Origin of the sequence: Sphingopyxis sp. LK2115 (genome assembly GCF_014595975.1) — a bacterium.
In the GTDB taxonomy this organism is placed as follows: Bacteria; Pseudomonadota; Alphaproteobacteria; order Sphingomonadales; family Sphingomonadaceae; genus Sphingopyxis.
This window is the reverse complement of sequence record NZ_JABWGQ010000039.1, coordinates 114960-134925: the sequence shown is the minus strand read 5'-3', so window position 1 is coordinate 134925 and position 19966 is coordinate 114960. Positions and strand designations below refer to the sequence as shown.

Here is a 19966-nt window from a genome sequence, read left to right as displayed (position 1 = left end):
GGACCGGCCTATTTGCCCGCGACGCGGGCGCGCATCGACTGGCTGGCGCGAAAGGTCATCACGCGCCGCGGCAGGATCGGCACCTCAACGCCCGTCTTTGGATTGCGGCCTATTCGCTGCGCCTTGTCGCGCAGGACAAAAGTGCCAAAGCCCGAAATCTTCACATTCTGCCCCGCGGCAAGCGCATCGGACATATGATCCAGAATCGATTCGACGATGGCGGCTGATTCGTTGCGCGACAGCCCGACCTGCTGATTGATCCGGCTCGCAATATCGGCGCGCGTGAGCGTTCCTGCGGACATGTTGATCCCTTCCCCCTCCTGAAGTGATTGGTGCGATCAATCCCCCCGACAGCCCCCACCGTCGCGAGTCTCGCAACCTATATGTAACAAATCCGAATAAATCCGCCAAACTGAAACGGATGGACGGAGAAGTTGACGCGACGAGCGCCGCTGCGCGAACGCGAGCCGCCTGGGCGATCAGATGCGCAGGACGGCTGCGCCCCAGGTGAAACCGCCGCCCATCGCTTCGAGCACCACGAGGTCACCGCGCTGGATGCGTCCGTCACGGACGGCAAGGTCGAGCGCAAGCGGCACCGACGCCGCCGATGTGTTCGCGTGCCGATCGACCGTGAGCACGACGCGATCGGCGGGCAGGCCCAGTTTTTTCGCGGTCGCGTCGATGATGCGCTTGTTCGCCTGGTGCGGCACCACCCAGTCGATGTCGTCGGCCGAAAGCCCGACCTCGGCCATCACTTCGCCCAGCACCGCCGCGAGGTTGGTAACGGCGTGACGGAACACCTCGCGCCCCTGCATCCGCACATGACCCACCGTGCCCGTGGTCGAGGGGCCACCGTCGACATAGAGCATGTCGCTATATTGCCCCTCGGCATGGAGCCGTGTCGCGAGGATACCGCGGTCGTCCGCGACATCCTCGGCCGACAGCACCACCGCGCCCGCGCCATCGCCGAACAGAACGCAGGTCGTGCGGTCCTCCCAGTCGAGGATGCGGCTGAACGTCTCGCTGCCGATCACCAGCGCGTGCTTTGCCGCGCCGGTGCGGAGCATCGCGTCGGCAACCGACACGGCATAGAGGAATCCCGAACAGACCGCCGCAACGTCAAAGGCAATGCAATCGGGCGCGCCGAGCAGCGCCTGCACCTTGGTCGCGCTCGCCGGGAAAGTGTTGTCGGGCGTCGCGGTCGCGACGATAATCAGCCCGACGTCGGCAGGCTGAAGTCCCGCGGCTTCAAGCGCCTGCCGCGCGGCGTCGGCGCCAAGCGTTGCTGTCGTCTCGTCGGGTTCGGCGATATGGCGAAAGCGAATGCCGGTGCGTTCGACGATCCATTCGTCGCTTGTATCGACGCGCTCGGCGAGTTCGGCGTTGGAGACGCGCGTGCGCGGCAGGGCCGAGCCGGTGCCCTTCAGGATCGCGCGGCGCGTCATGCGGCGTCGCCGCGGCGGAAATTCGCGAGATCCTCGGTCACCTGGCGGGTAATATCCTTTTCGATCAGTTCGGCACACAGGTGGACGCAGTTCGCCACCCCCTTGGCATCGGCGCTGCCATGGCTTTTGAGAACGACGCCGTTAAGGCCGAGGAACACCGCGCCGTTGTGATTATTGGGGTCGAGATGGTGGCGCAGCAACTCGGTCGCGGGGCGCGAGATGAGGAAACCGATCTTCGAGCGCGTCGACGAGGTAAAGGCGCGGCGGAGGAGATCCGTCACAAAGCGCGCCGTCCCCTCGATCGTCTTTAATGCGATATTGCCCGAAAAGCCGTCGTGGACGATCACATCGACATCGCCGCGCGACAATTTGTCGCCCTCGATAAAGCCGGTGAACTGCATCGGCAGCCCTTCGGCGCCGCGCAGCAGCGCCGCGGCCTCGCGGATTTCGTCGGTGCCTTTCAATTCCTCGGTGCCGATGTTCAGCAGGGCCACGCGCGGGCGTTCCAGCCCCATCGCGGTGCGCGCATAGGCCGCGCCCATGACGGCAAACTGGGTCAGGTTGGTCGCATCGCATTCGGTATTGGCGCCAAGGTCGAGCATCACGACGTCATTGTCGCCAAGCGACGGCAACAGCGCCGCAAGCGCGGGCCGGTCGATCCCCGGCATGGTGCGCAGCGCGAGCTTCGCCATCGCCATCAGCGCGCCGGTATTACCGGCCGACACGGCGCCCCCGGCGTCGCCGCGCTTCACCGCGTCGATCGCCAGCCCCATCGAGGTGCTCTTCGCCTTGCGCAGCGCCTGGCTCGGCTTGTCTTCGCCCGACACCACGCCGTCAGTGTGGATGATGTCCGACGCCGCGCGCAGGTTGGGATGGTTGTCGAGCGCCGCCTTGATCCGCTCCTCGTCGCCGACGAGGATGAAACGAAGGCCGTCATGCTTGTGGCGCGCCATCGCGGCGCCGGCGAGCATCACGCGCACGCCGACGTCACCGCCCATCGCATCGATTGCGATTCGCGGTGTCAGTGCCATCTAAACCCCTCCGGCCGAATGATTACGCGCCGACCGACACCACTTCGCGACCGTTATAGTGGCCGCAGGCGTTGCAAAGATTGTGCGGACGCTTCAGTTCGCCGCAGTTGGGGCATTCCTGAAAGGCTTCGACCTTCAGGCTGTCGTGGCTGCGACGCATGCCGCGCTTCGAGGGCGAGGTTTTTCGCTTGGGAACGGCCATGATTTTTCCTGCATTCTCAAATAGTGTGTCACGAATCGGCTGCCCGGATTTGTCGCGCCCGTCGCCGGGAATGACTGGCCCGCCCGCCAAGCCGAAGCCCGATCCCGCCCTGGTGGAACGGGACAAATCTTCTGCCGGAGGGTGCCTCAACGCCAGAAGGTGTCGGGTGCCGGATCGGGCGCGGCTATAGCGTTTTCGCCCGCAAAGGCAAGCCCATTGCGCCTGCGGAGAGCGGCGGCGTCATTCCCGTCGTCATGCCGGACCTGATCCGGCATCCACCGTGGCACCGTGGCGATGACGTCATGGACCCGGACCGGGTCGGGGGGTGGCGTCAAGGATATCGCAAATGCTTGCCCTGTCTTGCCGGCAATGCCACATCCTGCTCCATCGCCGGACCCACCGGCGCATAAGGGGGAAGCCAGAATGATGATCCTGCCAATCAGCCTGACGATTGCCGCGGGGGCGGCGCTGCTCAACCTGTGGCTTGCCGTTCGCGTCGGCCGTGTGCGGACGAGGGAGAAGGTCTTTATCGGCGATGGCGGCAACGAGCCGCTGACGCGGCGGATGCGCGCGCACAGCAATTTTGTCGAGAATACGGCGTTCGTGCTGATCCTGCTCGTGCTTGTCGAACTCGGCCTCGGCTCGTCGATGTGGCTGTGGGGCGTGGGCGCGCTCTATCTCGTCGGCCGCATCCTGCACGCGATCGGCATGGACGGGATGATGTGGGGCCGCATGGTCGGCACGATCATCACCATGCTGACCCAGCTCGGCCTCGCGTTCGGCGCGCTGGCGATCGTCTATCTGACGCCCACCAGCATCACGACCGAAATCGACGAAACGGTCGAAGTGGCGCAATAGCCCATCCTGCTGCGTCATCCCGGCGACGGCGGGGATGACGATGGTGGGCGAAGACCCGGCCGTTTCGATCAGAAAAACCGTGGACGGCGCGCCCATCGGATGATGCGGCGCGCCGTTCCGCGCCGACATCCGATTGAAACATGACTCCATCGCCTTTAGGGCAGGCGATCATGCGCGCAGGACATCCGGACAAACGAGGACATAAGACGGGATGAACAGCACGCTTTCCCCGACCCTGCTGTTTGCCCTTGGCCTGTTCGCGGCGCTGTGGTTGCTCGCCGGATTGTGGGCGACTTTGCGCGGGATTGCGATGCAGCGGCGTTCGGCGTTCGTCGCCGGACAGGCCGAACGGCTTGCGAGCCTGGTCGAAGCATCGCCACAGCTTCCGGTGATCGTTCGCGCCGACTGGCGGATCGAGGCGAGCGAACGGCTGGGTCGCTGGCTGGGGCTCGAACGCGGTCCCCGCAATTTCGACGAACTGTGCGGGATCGGCAAGGGACTCGACGCGGCAAGTCACGACATGCTGCGCCAGGCGATCCTTGGCGCGCAGCGCGGCGCAAAGCCTTTTCAGATCAGCCTGAAACCCGAAGGCAGCGATCGCACGATCATCGTCCAGGGCGCCGCCGCGCCGCAGGCGGTTGGTGGAACGGGCAGCGTGCTCCTCTGGCTCAGCGACGCGACCGAAGGACAGCAGGCGCTCGCCCATGCCCGCGCCGAACGCGACGAGGCGCTGGCGGCGTTCGAGGCCTTGTCGGGGCTGATCGAGGCGGCGCCCTTCCCCATGTGGTTCCGGGACACCGACTTGCGGCTCGCCCTTGTCAACGCCGCCTATGTCCGCGCGGTCGAGGCGAAGAGCGCCGCCGCGGTGATCGACGGCGGCATCGAGCTGTGCGAAACGGTCGCGGGGGTGAGCGCGACCGACGCCGCCGACGCCGCGCGCGCAGCGGGTGCCGCGCAGATGCGCACCATCCCGGTGACGATCGAGGGCGAGCGGCGGATCATGCGCGTCGTCGATGTGCCGCTGGCGCCCGAGGGTGGACGCATGATCGGGATTGCAGGCTATGCGATCGACATTCAGGAACTGGAAAGCGAGCGCGGCGCGCACCGCCGCTTCGTCGATACGCAGCGCGACCTGCTCGACCGGCTGTCGGCCGCGGTCGCGCAATTCGCCCCCGATCAGGGCCTGGCCTTTGCCAACCTGCCCTTTCGCCGCCTGTTCGGACTCGAAACGGACGATGTGGCGGAAGCGCGGCCGTTCGCGCGACTGCTCGACGCATGGCGCGAGCGCGGCCGGACGCCCGAGGTGCGCGACTATCCCGAATGGCGACAGGCCCATGTCGACTGGTTTGCGCGGGCCGAGGCAAGCGAAGAGGATTGGCGCCTGCGCGACGGCACCCACCTGCACGTCGTCGCGCAGCCGACCCCCGACGGCGGGTTGCTGCTGATCGCCGAGGACAAGACCGAACAGGTCCAGCTTGCGGGGGCGCGCGATACGCTGCTGCGCGTGCGCACCGCCACCTTCGACAATCTGTTCGAAGCGGTCGCGGTCTTTGCCCCCGACGGCCGCCTCCACCTCTGGAACCAGCGTTTCCGCCGCCTGTGGGGCGTCGATGAACCGACGCTTGCGGCGCACCCCCGCGTCGACGTGCTCATGGGCGGCCTCGCCGACCGGCTCGCCAAGCCGAACCAGATCAGCATTATCCAGGAAGTGATCCGCGCCGCGACGCTCGAACGCCAGCAGCGCGCCGGCGAGATCCGCTTTGCCGACGGGCGCCATTTCGACTTTGCGTCAATCCCGCTGCCCGACGGCAATGCACTGCTTATCATGCTGGACATCACCGCGAGCCGAAAGATGGAAGGCGCGCTGCGCGAACGCAACGAGGCGCTGGAAGCGGCCGACAAGGCCAAGACCGCGTTCCTGTCGCGGATGAGTTACGAACTGCGCACGCCGCTGACCTCGATCGGGGGGTTCGGCGAGATGTTGCAGGCGGGCTATGCGGGCAAGCTGGGCGACCAACAGCGCGCCTATGTCGATGCGATCATGGATTCGGTCGCGGTGCTCGGCCGCCAGATCGACAATGTGCTCGACCTCGCGCAGGGCGAGGCGGGGACGCTGGCGATCGAACGCGCGCCGGTCGACGTCCACGCGCTGCTCGACAAGGCGCTGCTGGCCACGCGCCCCTTCGCCGACGCCGAGAAGGTCGAGCTGGTGGGCAACATCGCCGCCGACATTGGCGTCATCGATGGCGATGCGCCGCGACTCGCGCGCCTCGTCGCGGGGCTGCTCGACAATGCGGTGCGCTTCACCGCGCCGGTGCGCAGATCGGGCGGCCGCGTGCTGCTTCACGCCGACGGCGACAAGCGCGGGATCGACATCATCGTCTCCGACAACGGCCCCGGAATGCCCGAAGCCGCTGCCGCGGTCGCCAGGGGACAGCAGGCGGGCACCGACACCGGCGGCATCGGCCTCGCCCTCGCGCGCCAGCTTGTCGCGGCGCACGGCGGGACGATGGAAGTGGTAAGCGAGGCGGGACAGGGCACGCTGGTGCGCATCAGCCTGCCGCGGGGCGCTTGATCGTGTTTTGCACCTTGCCCTTTGGCGGAACGACGAAGGATTCGCGCAGAGGCGCAGCGTGCGCGGAGAAAGGGAGATTCACGTCGAAACGCGGAGAAAAGCCCGATCGACAGGCCCCCGCATATCTCGAACGCCGAACTGTCGAGCGCCTTCGCGTGAATCGAAAATCGCTGCGATCTCTGTGCCTCTGCGCGAATCGATCCCGACACGGCCATGCAGTTCCGTCGCCCCTATAATCGCCACGAAGCCGACGCCATCGGCGCGGCGATCGGCGCCGCGCTCGCGCCGGGTGACGTCGTGCTGCTGTCGGGCGATCTCGGCGCGGGCAAGACCACGCTCGCGCGCGCGATGCTGAAGGCGCGCGGGCTGGCGGGCGAAGCGCCGAGCCCGACCTTTGCGATCGTCCAGCCCTATGCACCGCCCGAGGTCGACCTGCCGATCGCGCATGTCGATCTCTATCGGATCGAGGCACCGGACGAACTGATCGAACTCGGCCTCGACGATTATCTGTACGACGGCGCGCTGCTGATCGAATGGCCCGACCGGCTGGGCGGCGACGGCTGGGTGGATGCGCTCGCGCTGACGATTTCGGGCGCTGGCGACGCGCGTGTCTTGACAGCGACAGTGCCGCCCGCTTGGGAAGCGCGATGGCCGCTTCGATGATTCCGCCCGCCCATGCGCCCGCCTTCCTCGCGGCGCATGGCTGGGGCAATGCCCGCATTCTGCCGCTGGCGGGCGATGCATCCTTCCGCCGCTATTTCCGGGTCGTCGATGGCGAACGGCGCGCCGTGCTGATGGACGCGCCGCCGCCGCACGAGGACCCGCGGCCCTTCATCGCGGTCGCCGAATATCTGTGCGCCGCGGGGCTGAACGCGCCGACGATCCTCGCGCGCGACCTGGACGCCGGCCTGCTGCTGATCGAGGATTTCGGCGACGTGCGGCTGCGCGAGACGGTCGATGCCGCGCTCGATCGCGAAACCGCCTATTACGCCGGCGTCACCGACCTGCTGATCCATCTCCACACGCGGCCGCCGATGCCGGGGTTGCCGGTGCACGGGCTGGAGCAATGGCTGGACGAGGTGATGCTGTTCGCCGACTGGTATTGCCCGGCGCTGGACATCGAGGTTGATCGCGACGGCTTTCGCGCCGCGTGGCAGACGGCGCTGATGCCGGTCGAAACGGACGGCCTGCCGCGCGTCACCGTGCTGCGTGATTTCCACGCCGAAAATATCATGCTCGTCGCCGGCCAGGACGGGCTGGCCCGTTACGGCCTGCTCGATTTTCAGGACGCGCTTGTCGGCCACCCCGCCTATGACCTCGCCTCGGTGCTCGAAGATGCGCGGCGCGACGTCGACCCCGCGGTCGAGGCGGCGATGCTCGCGCGCTATCAGGCGGCGACGGGGCGCGACATCGAGCAGGCCTATTGGGCACTCGCGGCGCAGCGCAACACACGCATACTCGGCGTCTTTGTCCGCCTGTGGAAACGCGACGGCAAGCCGCATTACCGCCAGTTCCAGCCGCGCATGTGGGGGCTGCTCGAACGCGACTTCGCGCATCCGGCGCTGGCCGCAGTCCGGCAATGGTTCGACGCCCATATCCCCGCGGCGAAGCGGGCGGAGGCATGGACGTGACGGCGACGATCGAAAGCGCGATGGTGCTGGCGGCGGGACTTGGCAAACGAATGCGTCCGCTGACCGCGACGCGGCCCAAGCCGCTGGTCCGCGTCGCCGGCAAGCCGCTGATCGACCACAGCCTCGACCGGATCGAGGCGGCGGGAATCGGCCATGTCGTCGTCAACGTCCATTATCTTGCCGACGCGTTGGAAGCGCATCTGGCCAAGCAGAAGCGCCGTTTCACCATCGCCGTGTCGGACGAGCGCGCACAGCTGCTGGAAACCGGCGGCGGGATGCTCAAGGCGCTGCCGCTGCTCACCGGCGATCCGATCCTGATCGTCAACAGCGACAATATCTGGACCGACGGGCCGCAGGACAGCATCCGCCACCTCGCGCGCCACTGGGACGGCAAGCGGATGGACGCGCTGTTGCTCGTCATCCGGCAGGCGAGTGCGACGGGACATCGCGGACGCGGCGATTTCCACATGGACCCGGCAGGGCGGTTGTCGCGGCGCAAGCCGGGGCGGATCGCGCCCTTCGTCTATACCGGCATCCAGCTCATTTCGCGGCGCTTGCTGGACGATGCACCCGAAGGCCCCTTTTCGGCCAATATATTGTGGGACCGCGCGATCGCGGCAGGACGGCTTTATGGCCTGTCGCACATGGGGCAATGGTTCGACGTCGGCACCCCGGCGGCGATCGCGCCGACCGAAGCGGCGTTGAGTGAGGTTTGATCCCATCCTTCAGCCCGGCGAAGGCCGGAAACGCGCCGCTTCGTCGAGGCGAGAGGGCGAGATCCCGGCCGTCGCCATGAAGGCAAGGGGATAAAATGGCTGCGTCAAGCCGCCCTACCCTCTTTTCCATTCCCGTCCACCGGGCCTTCGCGGACGCGCTCGCCGCCGGACTGATCGACCGCTTTGCGGGCAGCGCGCTGGGGCTGGCCGAAGGTATCATACTGCTGCCGAGCAATCGCGCACGCAGCGCGGTGCAGGCCGCCTTTGTCCGCGCAGGCGGCGCGGGGCTGCTGATGCCGCGGCTCGTCGTGATCGGCGACGCCGACCTGGATGAATCGGTGGCGGTCGCGCTCGATGCGATCGACATCGAAGCGCCGCTGCCGCCCGCCATCGAGCCGCTGCGGCGGCGCCTGCTGCTCGCCGAACTGATCGAGCGACACACGCCCGACGGCGAACCACCAGTGACGGGGGCCGCCGCCTTTCATCTCGCGGGCGGCCTGGCGCGCGTGATCGACCAGCTTCATTATGAAGAGATTCCGGCGTCGGCGCTCGTCGACCTCGACCTCGGCGCCTTTGCCGACCATTGGCGCGCATCGCTCGCGCGGCTGCGGCTGCTCGTCGATCATTGGCCCGAAGTGCTCGCGGCGACGGGACATATCGACCGCGCCGCGCGTCGCAACGCGATGCTCGACCGTGTGGCGGCCGCATGGCGAACGGCGCCGCCCGCGCGTTTCGTCGTCGCGGCGGGTGTCACAACCGCCGCGCCCGCGGTCGTGCGATTGTTGCGCGCCGTCGCCGACATGGCGCGGGGCATGGTCGTGCTCCCCGGCCTCGACACCGCCATGGCGAAGGCGGAATGGGATGCGCTGGGTCCAACCCGACGCGATGCCGACCATGCGGCGCGCCCGCTGGAAACCCATCCGCAATATCATCTGAAGCTGCTGCTCGACCGCATGGGTGTTGCGCGCGAAGAGGTTGCCGAATGGGCGTCGTCCTCGCCCTTCGACGGCCCGGAGGCGCGCACGCCCTTCATTTCGCTGCTGTTCGCGCCCGCCGACTATACCGCGCAGTGGCAGACGGCGGGCGACGTCAAACCCGCGACCGCCGGGATCGCGGGCGCGACCTTTGCCGACGATGGACAGGAGGCGCAGGGAATAGCGCTGCTGATGCGCCACGCGATCGAAACGCCGGGGCGCACCGCGGCGCTGGTCACGCCGGACCGCGCGCTGGCCGAGCGCGTCGCCGCCGCGCTCGCGCGCTGGGGGATCACCGTCGACGACAGCGCGGGCCAGCCGCTGGCGCGCACGCCGCCCGGTGCGCTTGCGCTGCTGCTCGCCGAACTGGCGGCGGGTTTCGATCCGGTTGCGCTGATCGCGCTGTTCGGGCACCCGCTTGTCCGCAAGGGTGAAGGGCGGACCGACTGGCTCGATGCGGTGCGGCGGCTCGATCTGCTGCTGCGCGAACCGGGCCTCGCGCCTGGCTGGGCGGGCGTGTCGGCGCGGATCGCAACACTCGCCGCCGATCGCGACGCGCGCGGTCATGCGCTCGCCGTCGGACTGACGCCGTGGTGGCAGGACGTAAGCGGGGCGTTCGCCCCCATGCTCGCGCCCTTCGCCGGGCCGCCGGTGGCGCCCGACTGCCTGCTTTCGGCGTTGCGGGATGCGCTCGAATGGCTGACCGGCGAGGCGGTGTGGACGGGGTCCGCCGGGCGGATGCTCGCCGCGCTGTTCGACCGCTGGACGCTCGCGCGCGGCGCGGGTCCGGCGCACATCGACCCTGCCGATTTTCCCGCGATGCTTGGCCAGTTGCTTGGCGAGACGAGCGTCCGGCCTCCCTATGGCGGGCACCCCCGGCTGTTCATCTGGGGGCTGCTCGAAGCGCGGCTCCAGCGCGCCGACCTGATGATCCTCGGCGGTCTTGACGAAGGGCGATGGCCGCCCGCGACACAGCCCGACCCCTGGCTTGCGCCCGGCATTCGCCGCCTGATCGGCCTGCCCGCCGCCGAACGGCAGCAGGGGATGGCGGCGCACGATTTCGCGGGGGCGCTGGGGGCGAGCGAAATCGTCATGACGCGCGCATTGCGCAGCGGCGGCGACCCGGCGGTCGCCTCGCGCTTCTGGCTGCGGCTGGCGGCGCTGGCGGGCGAACTTCCGCAGCCCGCGCCGGACGGCGCGCCGTTGACCGAACTCGCCGCGCGCATCGACCTGCCCGCGGGTGCGGTGCAGCCGGCCGCAAGGCCCCGCCCCGCCCCGCCCGCCGACCGGCGCCCACGGCGGATCAGCGTCACCGCGGTCGACCGGCTGGCCCGCGATCCCTTTGCCTATTATGCCAACCAGATTCTCGGCCTGTCGCCGCTCGCGCCGCTCAGCGCCGCGCCGGATCCACGCTGGCGCGGCACGCGGGTCCATGCGTTGTTTGAACGATGGGTGCGCGCCGGGGCGGGCGCAGCGGCGTTCGAGGCCGAACTGGCGGCGCTGCGCGACGATCCCGCGCTCGACGCAATCGCACGCGCCTTCTGGCTGCCGCGCATCGAACCCGCGCTGCGCTGGGCAGCGCGGCAGCTGATCGAGGCGGAGGGCCGCTCGGCGCTGAAGGCCGAGGCGTGGGGCGAGATCGCGCTCGATGGCGTCACGCTCAGCGGCACGGCCGACCGCATCGACCGGATGCCCGACGGACGCCTCGCGATCGTCGATTACAAGACAGGCAAGGCGCCGAGCGCCAAGGCGGCGTTCGACAGGCTCGACAATCAACTCGGGCTGCTGGGCCTGATCGCGCAGCGAGGCGGGATGAAGGGCATCGATGCGGCCGACGTCGCCGCCCTCGAGTATTGGAGCCTGCAGCCCGACCGCAAGGCGGGCGGCGCGGGCAAGATTTCATCGACCTATGGCCCGCGCAGCGGCCTCAAAAGCGCTGCGGAGGCGGTCGATCATGCCGCCGACGCGCTTGCCGATCTGGCCCGGCGATTTCTGTTCGGCGACGCGCCCTTTGCGCCGGGGGATAACGCGACTTACGGCGATTACGACCAGCTGATGCGCCGCGACGAATGGTTCGGGCGCGGCGAGGAGGATATATGACCCGCCCCGCGCCGCTCGCAACGCTCGATCCGCATCAGCGCGCCGCCGCCGATCCCGCGCGCCACGTCTGGCTCGGCGCGTCGGCGGGAACGGGCAAGACGCAGGTGCTGTCGGCGCGCGTGCTGCGCCTGCTGCTCGATGGCGTATCGCCGGATGCGATCCTGTGCATCACCTTCACCAAGGCGGGCGCCGCCGAAATGGCGCATCGCATCCACGAACGGCTGGCGATGTGGGTGCGGATGGACGAACGCGAATTGCGGCTCGACCTTCAGGCGCTGGGTATCGACCTCGACCTGCTCGGCTATGACCGGGGCGTGCCCGCGCTGGTCGCCCGCGCGCGCGCACTATTCGCGACCGTGATCGACAGCCCCGGCGGCGCGATCCGCGTCCAGACGATCCACAGTTTCTGTCAGACGCTGCTTGCGAGCTTTCCCCTGGAGGCAAAGCTGCTTCCCGGATTTCGCGCGATCGAGGAGGATGAGGCGGGCGCGCTTCAGCGGCAGGTGCTCGGCGACTTGCTCGACTTGCCGGGCGAGGAACAGGCGGCGCTGCGCGCGGCGGCCGCGGCGCTGGCGCGTCGGCTCGGCACCGACGCCGCGATCGGCTTTCTGTCGCGCTGCGCGTCGGTGTTCGGCGGGCCGAACGCGCTGCTGCCGCCTGCGGCGCACGATCTGCGCGCCGCTTTCGACCTGCCCGTCGGCGATCCCGATGGGTGGATGACCGACCAGCTTGCCGGTGGCGCGATCGCCGACGCGGATATCAAGGCGGTGGCGGCGAGCGGCGCCGCGTGGGGGACGAAGACCGGGCTCGCCCATTCGGACGTCATGGTCGGCTGGATGATGGGCGATGCGGCGGCGCGCGCCGCAATGCTGGACAAACTTATCAGCCGTTTCCATAAAGGCGATGGCAATCTGCGGGCCGAATATGCGGGCGACAAAGGCCAGATGAACGACTGCGTCGACAGCGCGGTGCGGATTGTCGAGGCGGCGTCGGCGCTGCGCGCGACCGCGACGGCGATGCGCGTCGCCGACGAACTGGCGGCGGCGTGGAAGCTGGGCAGCCGCTTCGCCGAAGCCTATGCGCTCGCCAAGCGTGACCAGGGGCTTGCCGATTTCGATGACCTCATCACCCTTGCGGGTTCGTTGCTGCGCGTCAGCGGTTTTGGCGAATGGGTGCGCTTCAAGCTCGACCAGCGCACCGATCATATATTGGTCGACGAGGCGCAGGACACGAACATGCGCCAATGGGGGATCGTCCTGTCGCTCGCCGAAGAGTTTTTCGCCGTGCATGGCAACGACGTCGAACGCGCGCGCACCTTGTTCACCGTCGGCGATCGCAAACAGGCGATCTTTGGCTTTCAGGGCACCGATCCCAGGGCCTTTGCCAGCGCGCGCGACCTTTTTCATGCGCTTGGCGAACGCGCGGGGCAGGATTTCGAGGCGGTCGACCTGATATCCAACTATCGTTCGACCCCCGCAGTGCTGGAGGTCGCCGACGCCTGGCTCGCGGCGGGCGGCGCCGCGCTGATGGGGCTTGACGGAAAGGAGCCGCCGCACCGTCCCTACCGCGACGCGCACGCCGGGCAGGTCGAACTGTGGGAGCCGCTGCCGGTCGGCAAGGCGCTGAGGGCAGCCGAGGAGGCCGACGAAGCGGCCGATGACGCGGCCATGGACGGCGGCCATGCCACCGCACCCGCGCGCGATCCCGCGAGCATGCGGCTCGCAAAGGCGATCGCCGCCGAAGTGCAGGACTGGATCGCGAACGGCAAGGACGGCCGCCCCGTCGCGCCGGGCGACGTGATGATCCTCGTGCGCCGCCGTCGCGATCTGGCGGCGCGGATCGTCGCGCGGTTGCAGGCGCTGCACGTCCCCGTCGCGGGGGTCGACCGCTTCGCCTTGACGCAGCCGCTCGGCGTGCAGGATCTGATGGCGGCGATGCGCTTTGCCGTGCAGCCGCACGACGACCTGAACCTCGCCGCGCTGCTCGTGTCGCCGCTGATCGGCTGGACGCAGGATGAACTATACGATCGCACGCAGGATCGTGGCCGCGCCTCGCTGTGGGCGCATCTGCGCGCGCATCGCGACGCCATGCCGCCCGCGACGATGGAGGCGCTGGGCGGATTGCTTGCGATGGCCGACTATATGACGCCGTTCCGCTTCCTCGAAACCATCCTGTCCGGCCCGATCGACGGGCGGCGCAAGCTTTACGCGCGGCTGGGGCGCGAGGCGCGCGACCCGATCGACGAGCTGCTGAATCAGGCGCTGGCGTTCGAATCGCGCAAGACCGTCTCGCTGCTCGGTTTCCTGGCCGAGATCGAGGGCAGCGCCGCCGACATCAAGCGCCAGACCGAGGCGCGCAGCGATGTTGTGCGCGTGATGACCGTCCACGGCTCGAAAGGATTGCAGGCGCCGATCGTGATCCTCGCCGATGCAACCGACGACGACAGCTTTGACCGTCGCCCCTTCACCGTCGATGTCGCGGCGTGGGAAAAACTGCCCGTCTATCCGGTCGGCGCCGACGAGCGGCACGGCGCGCTGGCCGATGCCCATGCGAAGGCCAGGGCGGCGGCGAGCGAGGAGCATTGGCGGCTCTTCTATGTCGCGATGACCCGCGCCGAGGAGATTCTGGTGGTCGCCGGCGTCACCAGGACCGCCGAGCGCAGCGTTCCCGAGTCGAGCTGGCATAGCGCGGTATCGGGCGCGCTCGACCGGCTGGGGCGCGACTGGGAGGACGGCGGCGCCATCTGGAGCCGTCGCCGCGTGCACCGCGTCAACGCCGGGCGCTGGGCGCCGCAGGCGAAAAAGGGGAAAACAGCTGCGCGCGGGGCGGCGCCCCTGCCCGATTGGCTGCACCGCATGGCCCCCGATGAGGCGCGCCCGCCGCGCCCGCTCGCCCCGTCGGCGCTCGGCGAGGACGATGTCGCCGCGCCGCCGCAGGGAGGCGAGCGCGCCGCCGCAGTGACGCGCGGCCTGCTGCTCCACGCGCTGTTCGAGCGGTTGCCGCCCGTCGCCGCCGATCGCCGCCGCGCCGCGGCGCTGCGCTGGCTGGCGGCACAGGCGTCGTCGCTGGACGAGCGCGCGCGCGCGGCGATGGTGGACAAAGTGCTGGCGGTGCTGGACGATCCCGCGCACGCGCCGCTGTTCGGGCCGGGATCGCTTGCCGAAGTGCCGCTGTCGGCCGTCGTCGACGGGGTCGTGGTCGCCGGGATCGTCGACCGGCTGCTGGTCACCGACGACGCCGTAACGGTGATCGATTACAAGACCGGGCGCCACGTCCCCGAAAGCGCCGCCCAGGTCCAGCCCGCCTATCTGCGCCAGATGGCGGCGTATCGCGACGCGCTGCGGGTGATTTTTCCCGGTCGGCGCGTCGCGGCGGCGCTGCTCTATACTGCGGCGCCGCGGTTGATCGGCCTCGACGATGCGCTGCTCGACGGGCACAAGCCCGGCTTGCCGACAAGCAAGGCGAATTTGCCCGGTTCGGCCCTTGAGCCGGACGCGCCGACGCCTTAGCTTGGCCTCGACCGAGTTTCAGGAGTTCAGACCATGGGTACCAAAGCCATCACCGACGCGAGCTTCCAGGCGGATGTGCTCGACAGCGACACCCCCGTGCTTGTCGATTTCTGGGCCGAATGGTGCGGTCCCTGCAAGATGATCGGCCCCGCGCTCGAAGAGATTTCGGACGAGCTCGCGGGCAAGGTCGTCATCGCCAAGCTCAACATCGACGATCATCCCGACGCGCCGAGCAAATATGGCGTGCGCGGCATCCCGACGATGATCCTGTTCAAAAATGGCGAGATCGCCGACACCAAGGTCGGCGCGGCGCCGAAAAGCGCGCTCAAGGGCTGGCTCGAAGCGGCGCTGTAAACGACATCTGCAATCCCGTTCGTGTCGAGCGAAGTCGAGATGCGAACGGGCTTTTTTTGCCTCAGCTCCGATAGTCGGCGTTGATGCTGATATAGCCGTGCGTCAGGTCGCACGTCCACACCGTCGCGCGGCCTTCGCCGAGGCCCAGGTCGGCGCCGACGCGGATCGCCTGCCCTTTGAGGTGCGCTGCCACCGGCGCCTCGTCATAACCTTCGACCGGCAGCCCGTCTTTGGCGACCCAATGATCGCCAAAGCGGATCGCCAGGCGGTCGCGGTCGGCGGGCTCGCCCGCCTTGCCCACCGCCATCACGACGCGGCCCCAGTTCGCGTCCTCGCCCGCGATCGCGGTTTTGACCAGCGGCGAATTGGCGATGGACAGCGCGACGCGCCTGGCGCTGGCGTCGCTCACCGCCCCCGTCACCTGCACCTCGATGAACTTTGACGCGCCTTCGCCGTCGCGCACGACCTGATGCGCAAGGTCAAGCGCGACCTCCCGGATCGCCGCATAAAGCGCATCGGCGCCGGGGTCGTCGCGAGAGGCGAGCATCGCATTGCCCGCCTGCCCCGTCGCGAACAGCAGCACCGTGTCGCTGGTCGAGGTGTCGCTGTCGACGGTAATCGAATTGAACGTCCCGCCGGTCGCTTCGTTCAGCATCGCCTGCAACAGCGCGGGCGCCACCGCGGCGTCGGTAAAGATATAGCCGAGCATCGTCGCCATGTCGGGCGCGATCATCCCCGATCCCTTGACGATACCCGCCACATGGACGGTGCGGTCGCCAACGATGGCGCTGGCGGTCGATCCCTTGGCAAAGGTGTCGGTGGTGCCGATCGTTTCGGCCGCGACTTCCCACGAACAGGGTTCGGCGGTCAGCGCCGCCGCGACGCCCGCGCGCGCCTTGTCTTTCGGCAACGGCACACCGATCACGCCGGTCGAGCTGACGAAGACCTCGCTGGCATCGCAGCCGAGATGCCCCGCGACCTGCGCCATGATCGCCTCGACCGCCTCGCGCCCGCGATAGCCGGTGAAAGCATTGCTGTTGCCCGCATTGACGACCAGCGCGCGCGCGGCGCCGCGCTTCACCTGTTCGCGCCCCAGCTCGACTTCGGACGAGCAGCAGACATTGCGCGTGAACACCCCCGCAACCGCGGTGCCGGGCGCCAGCTCGATGAAAGTCAGGTCGCAGCGGTCCCAGTCCTTGTAGCGCGCCCGCGCGACGCGGCGCGTCACCCCGGCAATCTCGGGAAGGTCGGGGAAAGTCGCCGGGGCGAGCGGGGAACGGGTGGTCATGCCGGGGCGCATAATCGTTAATGCTTCAAAGCAAAACCCCTTCCGCAAGCGGAAGGGGGTCGATCCTCTGACGTTAAAATGATCCATGTCCCCGCGAAGGCGCGAAGCCATCACCCGGTCGGTGCAAGATGGAACCGGCAGGTGATCGGCTCCCGCCTTCGCGCGAGCAACTGGCTATTGCCGATCAGGGTCAGGCCGGAATCCCGCTGATCGCCTTCACTTCCATAAAGTCCTTCAGCCCGAACAGCCCGCCTTCGCGGCCGTTGCCCGATGCCTTGTAGCCGCCGAAGGGCGCACCCGGCCCCGGACCCCAGCTGTTCACCGCGACCATGCCGGCGCGCAGCTTCGGCGCGATTTCGGCGGCCTTGACGGGGTCGCCCGACACGACCGCCGACAGGCCATATTCGGTGTCGTTGGCGATCTCGACCGCTTCGTCGAGCGTGTCATAGGCCATGACCGTCGCGACGGGCCCGAAAATCTCTTCCCTCGCGATCCGCATGTCGGGCGTGACGCCCGAAAAGACCGTCGGCTTGACATAATAGCCGCGATTGACGTTCGACGGCAGGCCGGTGCCGCCCGTTTCGAGGCGCGCGCCTTCGTCGATCGCCGACTGGATCAGCCCCTGGATCTTGTCGAACTGCGCCTTGTTGACGACGGGGCCGATGTGGCCGCCCTCGCTCATCGGATCGCCCACTTGCGTGCCATCGAACATCGCCTTGATGACCCCCACCGCTTCGGCCTCGCGCTCCTTGTGGACAAGGATGCGCGTCGGCGCGATGCAGCTTTGCCCGGTGTTGACGAGCACGCCCTGCACCGTCGGCGGCAGCACCGTTTCCAGGTCGGCGTCGGGCAGGACGATGTTCGGCGACTTGCCGCCCAGTTCCTGATGCACGCGCTTCACCGTATCGGCGGCGGCCTTGGCGACGAGGATGCCCGCGCGCGTCGATCCGGTGAAGCTCACCATCTCGATCCCCGGATGCGCGCTGATCGCGTGGCCGACGGTCGGGCCGTCGCCCTGAACCAGATTGAACACGCCCGGCGGCACGCCCGCGGCGTCGAGAATCTCGGCAAAGATCACCGCATTGCCGGGGCATTCCTCCGACGGTTTCAGGATCATCGTGTTGCCCGCAGCGAGCGCCGGAGCGACCTTCAACGCAATCTGGTTGAGCGGCCAGTTCCATGGGGTAATCATGCCGACGACGCCGATCGGTTCATATACGACCTTGTTCGCGCCATGCTGTTCGCTGAAGCTGAAATCCTTGAGCGCGGCGATCGTGCCAAGGAAGCCGCCGATGCCGGCGCCGACCTGTGCGGTGCCCGCAAAGCTGACCGGCGCGCCCATTTCGGCCGCCATCGATTTGGCAAGATCCGGCCCACGCTTCTTATATTCCTCGACGATGCGGTTCAAAAGCTCCAGCCGTTCCTCGCGCGTCGTCTGCGAAAAGCTTTTGAAGGCCTCGCGCGCCGCGGCCACCGCGTCGTCGACGTCGGCGGCGGTGCCGAGCACGACGGTCGATGCCGCTTCCTCGGTCGCGGGATTGATGACGTGGTGGAGCCTGCCGCCCTTCGAATCGACCCACCGGCCGCCGATATAATGTTGCTTGAGGTGCGTTTCGGTGCTCATTTCCTGTCTCCCATCGGCGGTGAATCGGTCTCGGATTGCTACCTAACCACTGTGGCCGATGAATCAAGCGCGGCCAACCGCGAAAAATGCCGGGCCGCCGCTTTCCCGCCGGAAGGCGCGGCAAAGCGGCGGTCGGGGACCGACGGCCGGCGCAAGGCGTCAGCCCGGACGCACCATGAAAATGTCGCCGCCGATGCTGACGATGAACAGATTGCCCGCGCTGTCCTCGCCAAAGGAGGCGATGTTTCTGATCGTCCCCGCGTCGGGGGCGAAATCCTCGTTGCGGACGGCAAAGCGCGACGCGGGCAAGGTCTGGCCGACGACCAGGTCGGCAAAGGGCACCGTCCAGATATTGCCCGACACGAAATCGCCGAAAACATATTGGCCCGCGAGCGACGCGACCGGCCCGCGATAGACATAGCCGCCGGTGACCGAACGCCCCTGTCGCGCCCCGCTGCCATGGCCATATTCGGCGACGGGCGGCGTCAGCCCGGCGGGCGCCGTTCCCGAAAAGGGTTGCGTCCCCTCCAGAAAGCGCCAGCCGAAATTGCGCCCCGGCTGCGTGGTCGTCACCATGTCGATCTCTTCGACCGCATTCTGCCCGACATCGCCGATCAACAGCGTCGATCCCGAAAAGGAGGCACGGAACGGGTTGCGCAGGCCGAACGCAAAGACATAGGGGTCGCCGCCGCCCGCGATGAACGGGTTGCCCGGCGCGGGGGCATAGCTGTCGCCCCCCGCCCCGACGGCAAAGCGCAGGATCTTGCCCAGCTGCACGTTGCGGTTTTGCGCATTGTTGCCGGGGTCGCCCGCGCCGCCGCCGTCGCCGACGGCGACATAGACATGGCCGTCCGGGCCGAAGCCGATCCAGCCGCCGTTGTGATTGTCGAAGCCGGGATGCGGAATGTCCAGCACCAGGTCATAGCTGGTCGAACTGTCAGGCCGACCCAGCGTATAGCGCCGCACCTGAACATTGCCGTTCGTGCCGGTCGCGACCGCGAACAGCCGCTGCGATGCCGCATGATCGGGATAGGGAGCGAGGCCGAGCAGTCCGCGTTCGCCGCTCGTCGAAATGTCGGTGATGTCGAGCACGCGCGTCCGGCTGCCGTCGGCAGGATCGAAGCGATAGACGTCGCCGCCCTTTTCGACGACATAGACACGGGTGTCGCCGGGAATCGCCGCCACGTAAAGCGGCTGATTGAACCCGGTGCCGACGCGCGCGACCGCTATGCCTTCGCGGCTGTTGGTGACGGTGATGTTGACCGCCTGCGTCACGCTCGCCCGGCCGTCGCTGACGCGCAACACCACCGCATAGACATTGTCGGTATCGGCATCGCCAGGCAGGTCGAAATCGGGCGCTGCGTTGAACCGCAGCGCTCCCGCGCCGGTGATCGCAAAGCGCGCCGCATCGGCGCCGCCATCAATGCTGAACGTCAGCGCGTCGCCGTCGGGATCGCTGGCGGCCGCCTGATAGGCACTGGTCATATTCTCGGCAACGCTGGCGGTCTGGAGCGACGTGAAGGTCGGCGGGGCGTTGGCCGCGGGCGTATCGCCGCCACCTCCGCCCCCGCACGAAGCCAGCGCCAACAGCGGCACAAGGACGGCGATTACATGCTTCGGCATTGGCGACCAGCCTTTCGCGATCGGAGCCACCCGCGC

The 19966-nt window shown here is 68.2% G+C and carries 15 protein-coding genes; 8 read left to right on the top strand and 7 right to left on the bottom strand.

All coding sequences use genetic code 11. The annotated features are described in order from the left end of the window. Positions 1-8 precede the first annotated feature (8 nt). From HUW43_RS07155 to rpmF, 4 genes are all read right to left on the bottom strand, one after another. Positions 9-302, bottom strand: coding sequence for an integration host factor subunit alpha (locus HUW43_RS07155; protein ID WP_188236738.1), 294 nt, complete (start codon positions 300-302; stop codon positions 9-11). 177 nt (positions 303-479) lie between these two features. Next, positions 480-1445, bottom strand: a complete 966-nt coding sequence (locus HUW43_RS07150) for a beta-ketoacyl-ACP synthase III (protein ID WP_188236737.1) — start codon at positions 1443-1445, stop codon at positions 480-482. After that, complete coding sequence (plsX, locus tag HUW43_RS07145; RefSeq protein ID WP_188236736.1) at positions 1442-2476, bottom strand: phosphate acyltransferase PlsX; 1035 nt, start codon at positions 2474-2476, stop codon at positions 1442-1444. Before plsX ends, HUW43_RS07150 begins: the two co-directional genes overlap by 4 nt. 22 nt (positions 2477-2498) lie before the next feature. Then, on the bottom strand, positions 2499-2678 hold the full coding sequence (rpmF, locus tag HUW43_RS07140; RefSeq protein WP_011541714.1) for a 50S ribosomal protein L32: 180 nt from the start codon (positions 2676-2678) through the stop codon (positions 2499-2501). A gap of 423 nt (positions 2679-3101) precedes the next feature. Between rpmF and HUW43_RS07135 the strand changes: the two genes are divergently transcribed. The 8 genes from HUW43_RS07135 to trxA all read left to right on the top strand — a co-directional run bounded on the left by HUW43_RS07135 (position 3102) and on the right by trxA (position 15395). Further along, complete coding sequence (locus HUW43_RS07135) at positions 3102-3536, top strand: MAPEG family protein (protein WP_188236735.1); 435 nt, start codon at positions 3102-3104, stop codon at positions 3534-3536. A 211-nt stretch (positions 3537-3747) separates the two neighbouring features. Continuing rightward, on the top strand, positions 3748-6111 hold the full coding sequence (locus HUW43_RS07130) for a sensor histidine kinase (protein ID WP_188236734.1): 2364 nt from the start codon (positions 3748-3750) through the stop codon (positions 6109-6111). Between the two features lie 213 nt (positions 6112-6324). Continuing rightward, on the top strand, positions 6325-6774 hold the full coding sequence (gene tsaE, locus HUW43_RS07125; RefSeq protein ID WP_188236733.1) for a tRNA (adenosine(37)-N6)-threonylcarbamoyltransferase complex ATPase subunit type 1 TsaE: 450 nt from the start codon (positions 6325-6327) through the stop codon (positions 6772-6774). Then, positions 6759-7742 carry an aminoglycoside phosphotransferase family protein gene (locus tag HUW43_RS07120; RefSeq protein WP_223181355.1) on the top strand — a complete coding sequence of 328 codons (984 nt, stop codon included), beginning with the start codon at positions 6759-6761 and terminating at the stop codon, positions 7740-7742. Before tsaE ends, HUW43_RS07120 begins: the two co-directional genes overlap by 16 nt. Continuing rightward, the gene (locus HUW43_RS07115; RefSeq protein WP_188236732.1) at positions 7733-8458 is read left to right on the top strand and encodes a nucleotidyltransferase family protein; all 726 of its coding nucleotides are present in this window, start codon (positions 7733-7735) and stop codon (positions 8456-8458) included. The genes HUW43_RS07120 and HUW43_RS07115 overlap by 10 nt, the downstream gene beginning before the upstream one ends. A gap of 95 nt (positions 8459-8553) precedes the next feature. After that, positions 8554-11532, top strand: coding sequence for a PD-(D/E)XK nuclease family protein (locus tag HUW43_RS07110; RefSeq protein WP_188236731.1), 2979 nt, complete (start codon positions 8554-8556; stop codon positions 11530-11532). Beyond that, positions 11529-15041: a double-strand break repair helicase AddA gene (gene addA / locus HUW43_RS07105; RefSeq protein ID WP_188236730.1), complete on the top strand. Its 3513-nt coding sequence runs from the start codon at positions 11529-11531 to the stop codon at positions 15039-15041. The genes HUW43_RS07110 and addA overlap by 4 nt, the downstream gene beginning before the upstream one ends. Positions 15042-15074: 33 nt before the next feature. Next, positions 15075-15395 (top strand): thioredoxin TrxA, encoded by a 321-nt coding sequence (gene trxA / locus HUW43_RS07100; RefSeq protein ID WP_188236729.1) that lies wholly within the window; start codon positions 15075-15077, stop codon positions 15393-15395. 61 nt (positions 15396-15456) lie between these two features. Here the strand turns inward: trxA and argJ are convergent, their stop codons facing one another. The 3 genes from argJ to HUW43_RS07085 form a co-directional block, all read right to left on the bottom strand. Further along, on the bottom strand, positions 15457-16683 hold the full coding sequence (gene argJ, locus HUW43_RS07095) for a bifunctional glutamate N-acetyltransferase/amino-acid acetyltransferase ArgJ (protein WP_188236728.1): 1227 nt from the start codon (positions 16681-16683) through the stop codon (positions 15457-15459). A gap of 190 nt (positions 16684-16873) precedes the next feature. Further along, on the bottom strand, positions 16874-18307 hold the full coding sequence (locus HUW43_RS07090) for an aldehyde dehydrogenase family protein (RefSeq protein ID WP_188236727.1): 1434 nt from the start codon (positions 18305-18307) through the stop codon (positions 16874-16876). A 159-nt stretch (positions 18308-18466) separates the two neighbouring features. Then, positions 18467-19930, bottom strand: a complete 1464-nt coding sequence (locus HUW43_RS07085) for a PQQ-dependent sugar dehydrogenase (protein WP_188236726.1) — start codon at positions 19928-19930, stop codon at positions 18467-18469. Between the last annotated feature and the right edge of the window lie 36 nt (positions 19931-19966).

Coding starts and splice junctions, on each gene's coding strand:
- HUW43_RS07155 (WP_188236738.1), bottom strand. CDS start 302: ATGTCCGCAGGAACGCTCACGCGCGCCGATATTGCGAGCCGGATCAAT.
- HUW43_RS07150 (WP_188236737.1), bottom strand. CDS start 1,445: ATGACGCGCCGCGCGATCCTGAAGGGCACCGGCTCGGCCCTGCCGCGC.
- plsX (WP_188236736.1), bottom strand. CDS start 2,476: ATGGCACTGACACCGCGAATCGCAATCGATGCGATGGGCGGTGACGTC.
- rpmF (WP_011541714.1), bottom strand. CDS start 2,678: ATGGCCGTTCCCAAGCGAAAAACCTCGCCCTCGAAGCGCGGCATGCGT.
- HUW43_RS07135 (WP_188236735.1), top strand. CDS start 3,102: ATGATGATCCTGCCAATCAGCCTGACGATTGCCGCGGGGGCGGCGCTG.
- HUW43_RS07130 (WP_188236734.1), top strand. CDS start 3,748: ATGAACAGCACGCTTTCCCCGACCCTGCTGTTTGCCCTTGGCCTGTTC.
- tsaE (WP_188236733.1), top strand. CDS start 6,325: ATGCAGTTCCGTCGCCCCTATAATCGCCACGAAGCCGACGCCATCGGC.
- HUW43_RS07120 (WP_223181355.1), top strand. CDS start 6,759: ATGGCCGCTTCGATGATTCCGCCCGCCCATGCGCCCGCCTTCCTCGCG.
- HUW43_RS07115 (WP_188236732.1), top strand. CDS start 7,733: ATGGACGTGACGGCGACGATCGAAAGCGCGATGGTGCTGGCGGCGGGA.
- HUW43_RS07110 (WP_188236731.1), top strand. CDS start 8,554: ATGGCTGCGTCAAGCCGCCCTACCCTCTTTTCCATTCCCGTCCACCGG.
- addA (WP_188236730.1), top strand. CDS start 11,529: ATGACCCGCCCCGCGCCGCTCGCAACGCTCGATCCGCATCAGCGCGCC.
- trxA (WP_188236729.1), top strand. CDS start 15,075: ATGGGTACCAAAGCCATCACCGACGCGAGCTTCCAGGCGGATGTGCTC.
- argJ (WP_188236728.1), bottom strand. CDS start 16,683: ATGACCACCCGTTCCCCGCTCGCCCCGGCGACTTTCCCCGACCTTCCC.
- HUW43_RS07090 (WP_188236727.1), bottom strand. CDS start 18,307: ATGAGCACCGAAACGCACCTCAAGCAACATTATATCGGCGGCCGGTGG.
- HUW43_RS07085 (WP_188236726.1), bottom strand. CDS start 19,930: ATGCCGAAGCATGTAATCGCCGTCCTTGTGCCGCTGTTGGCGCTGGCT.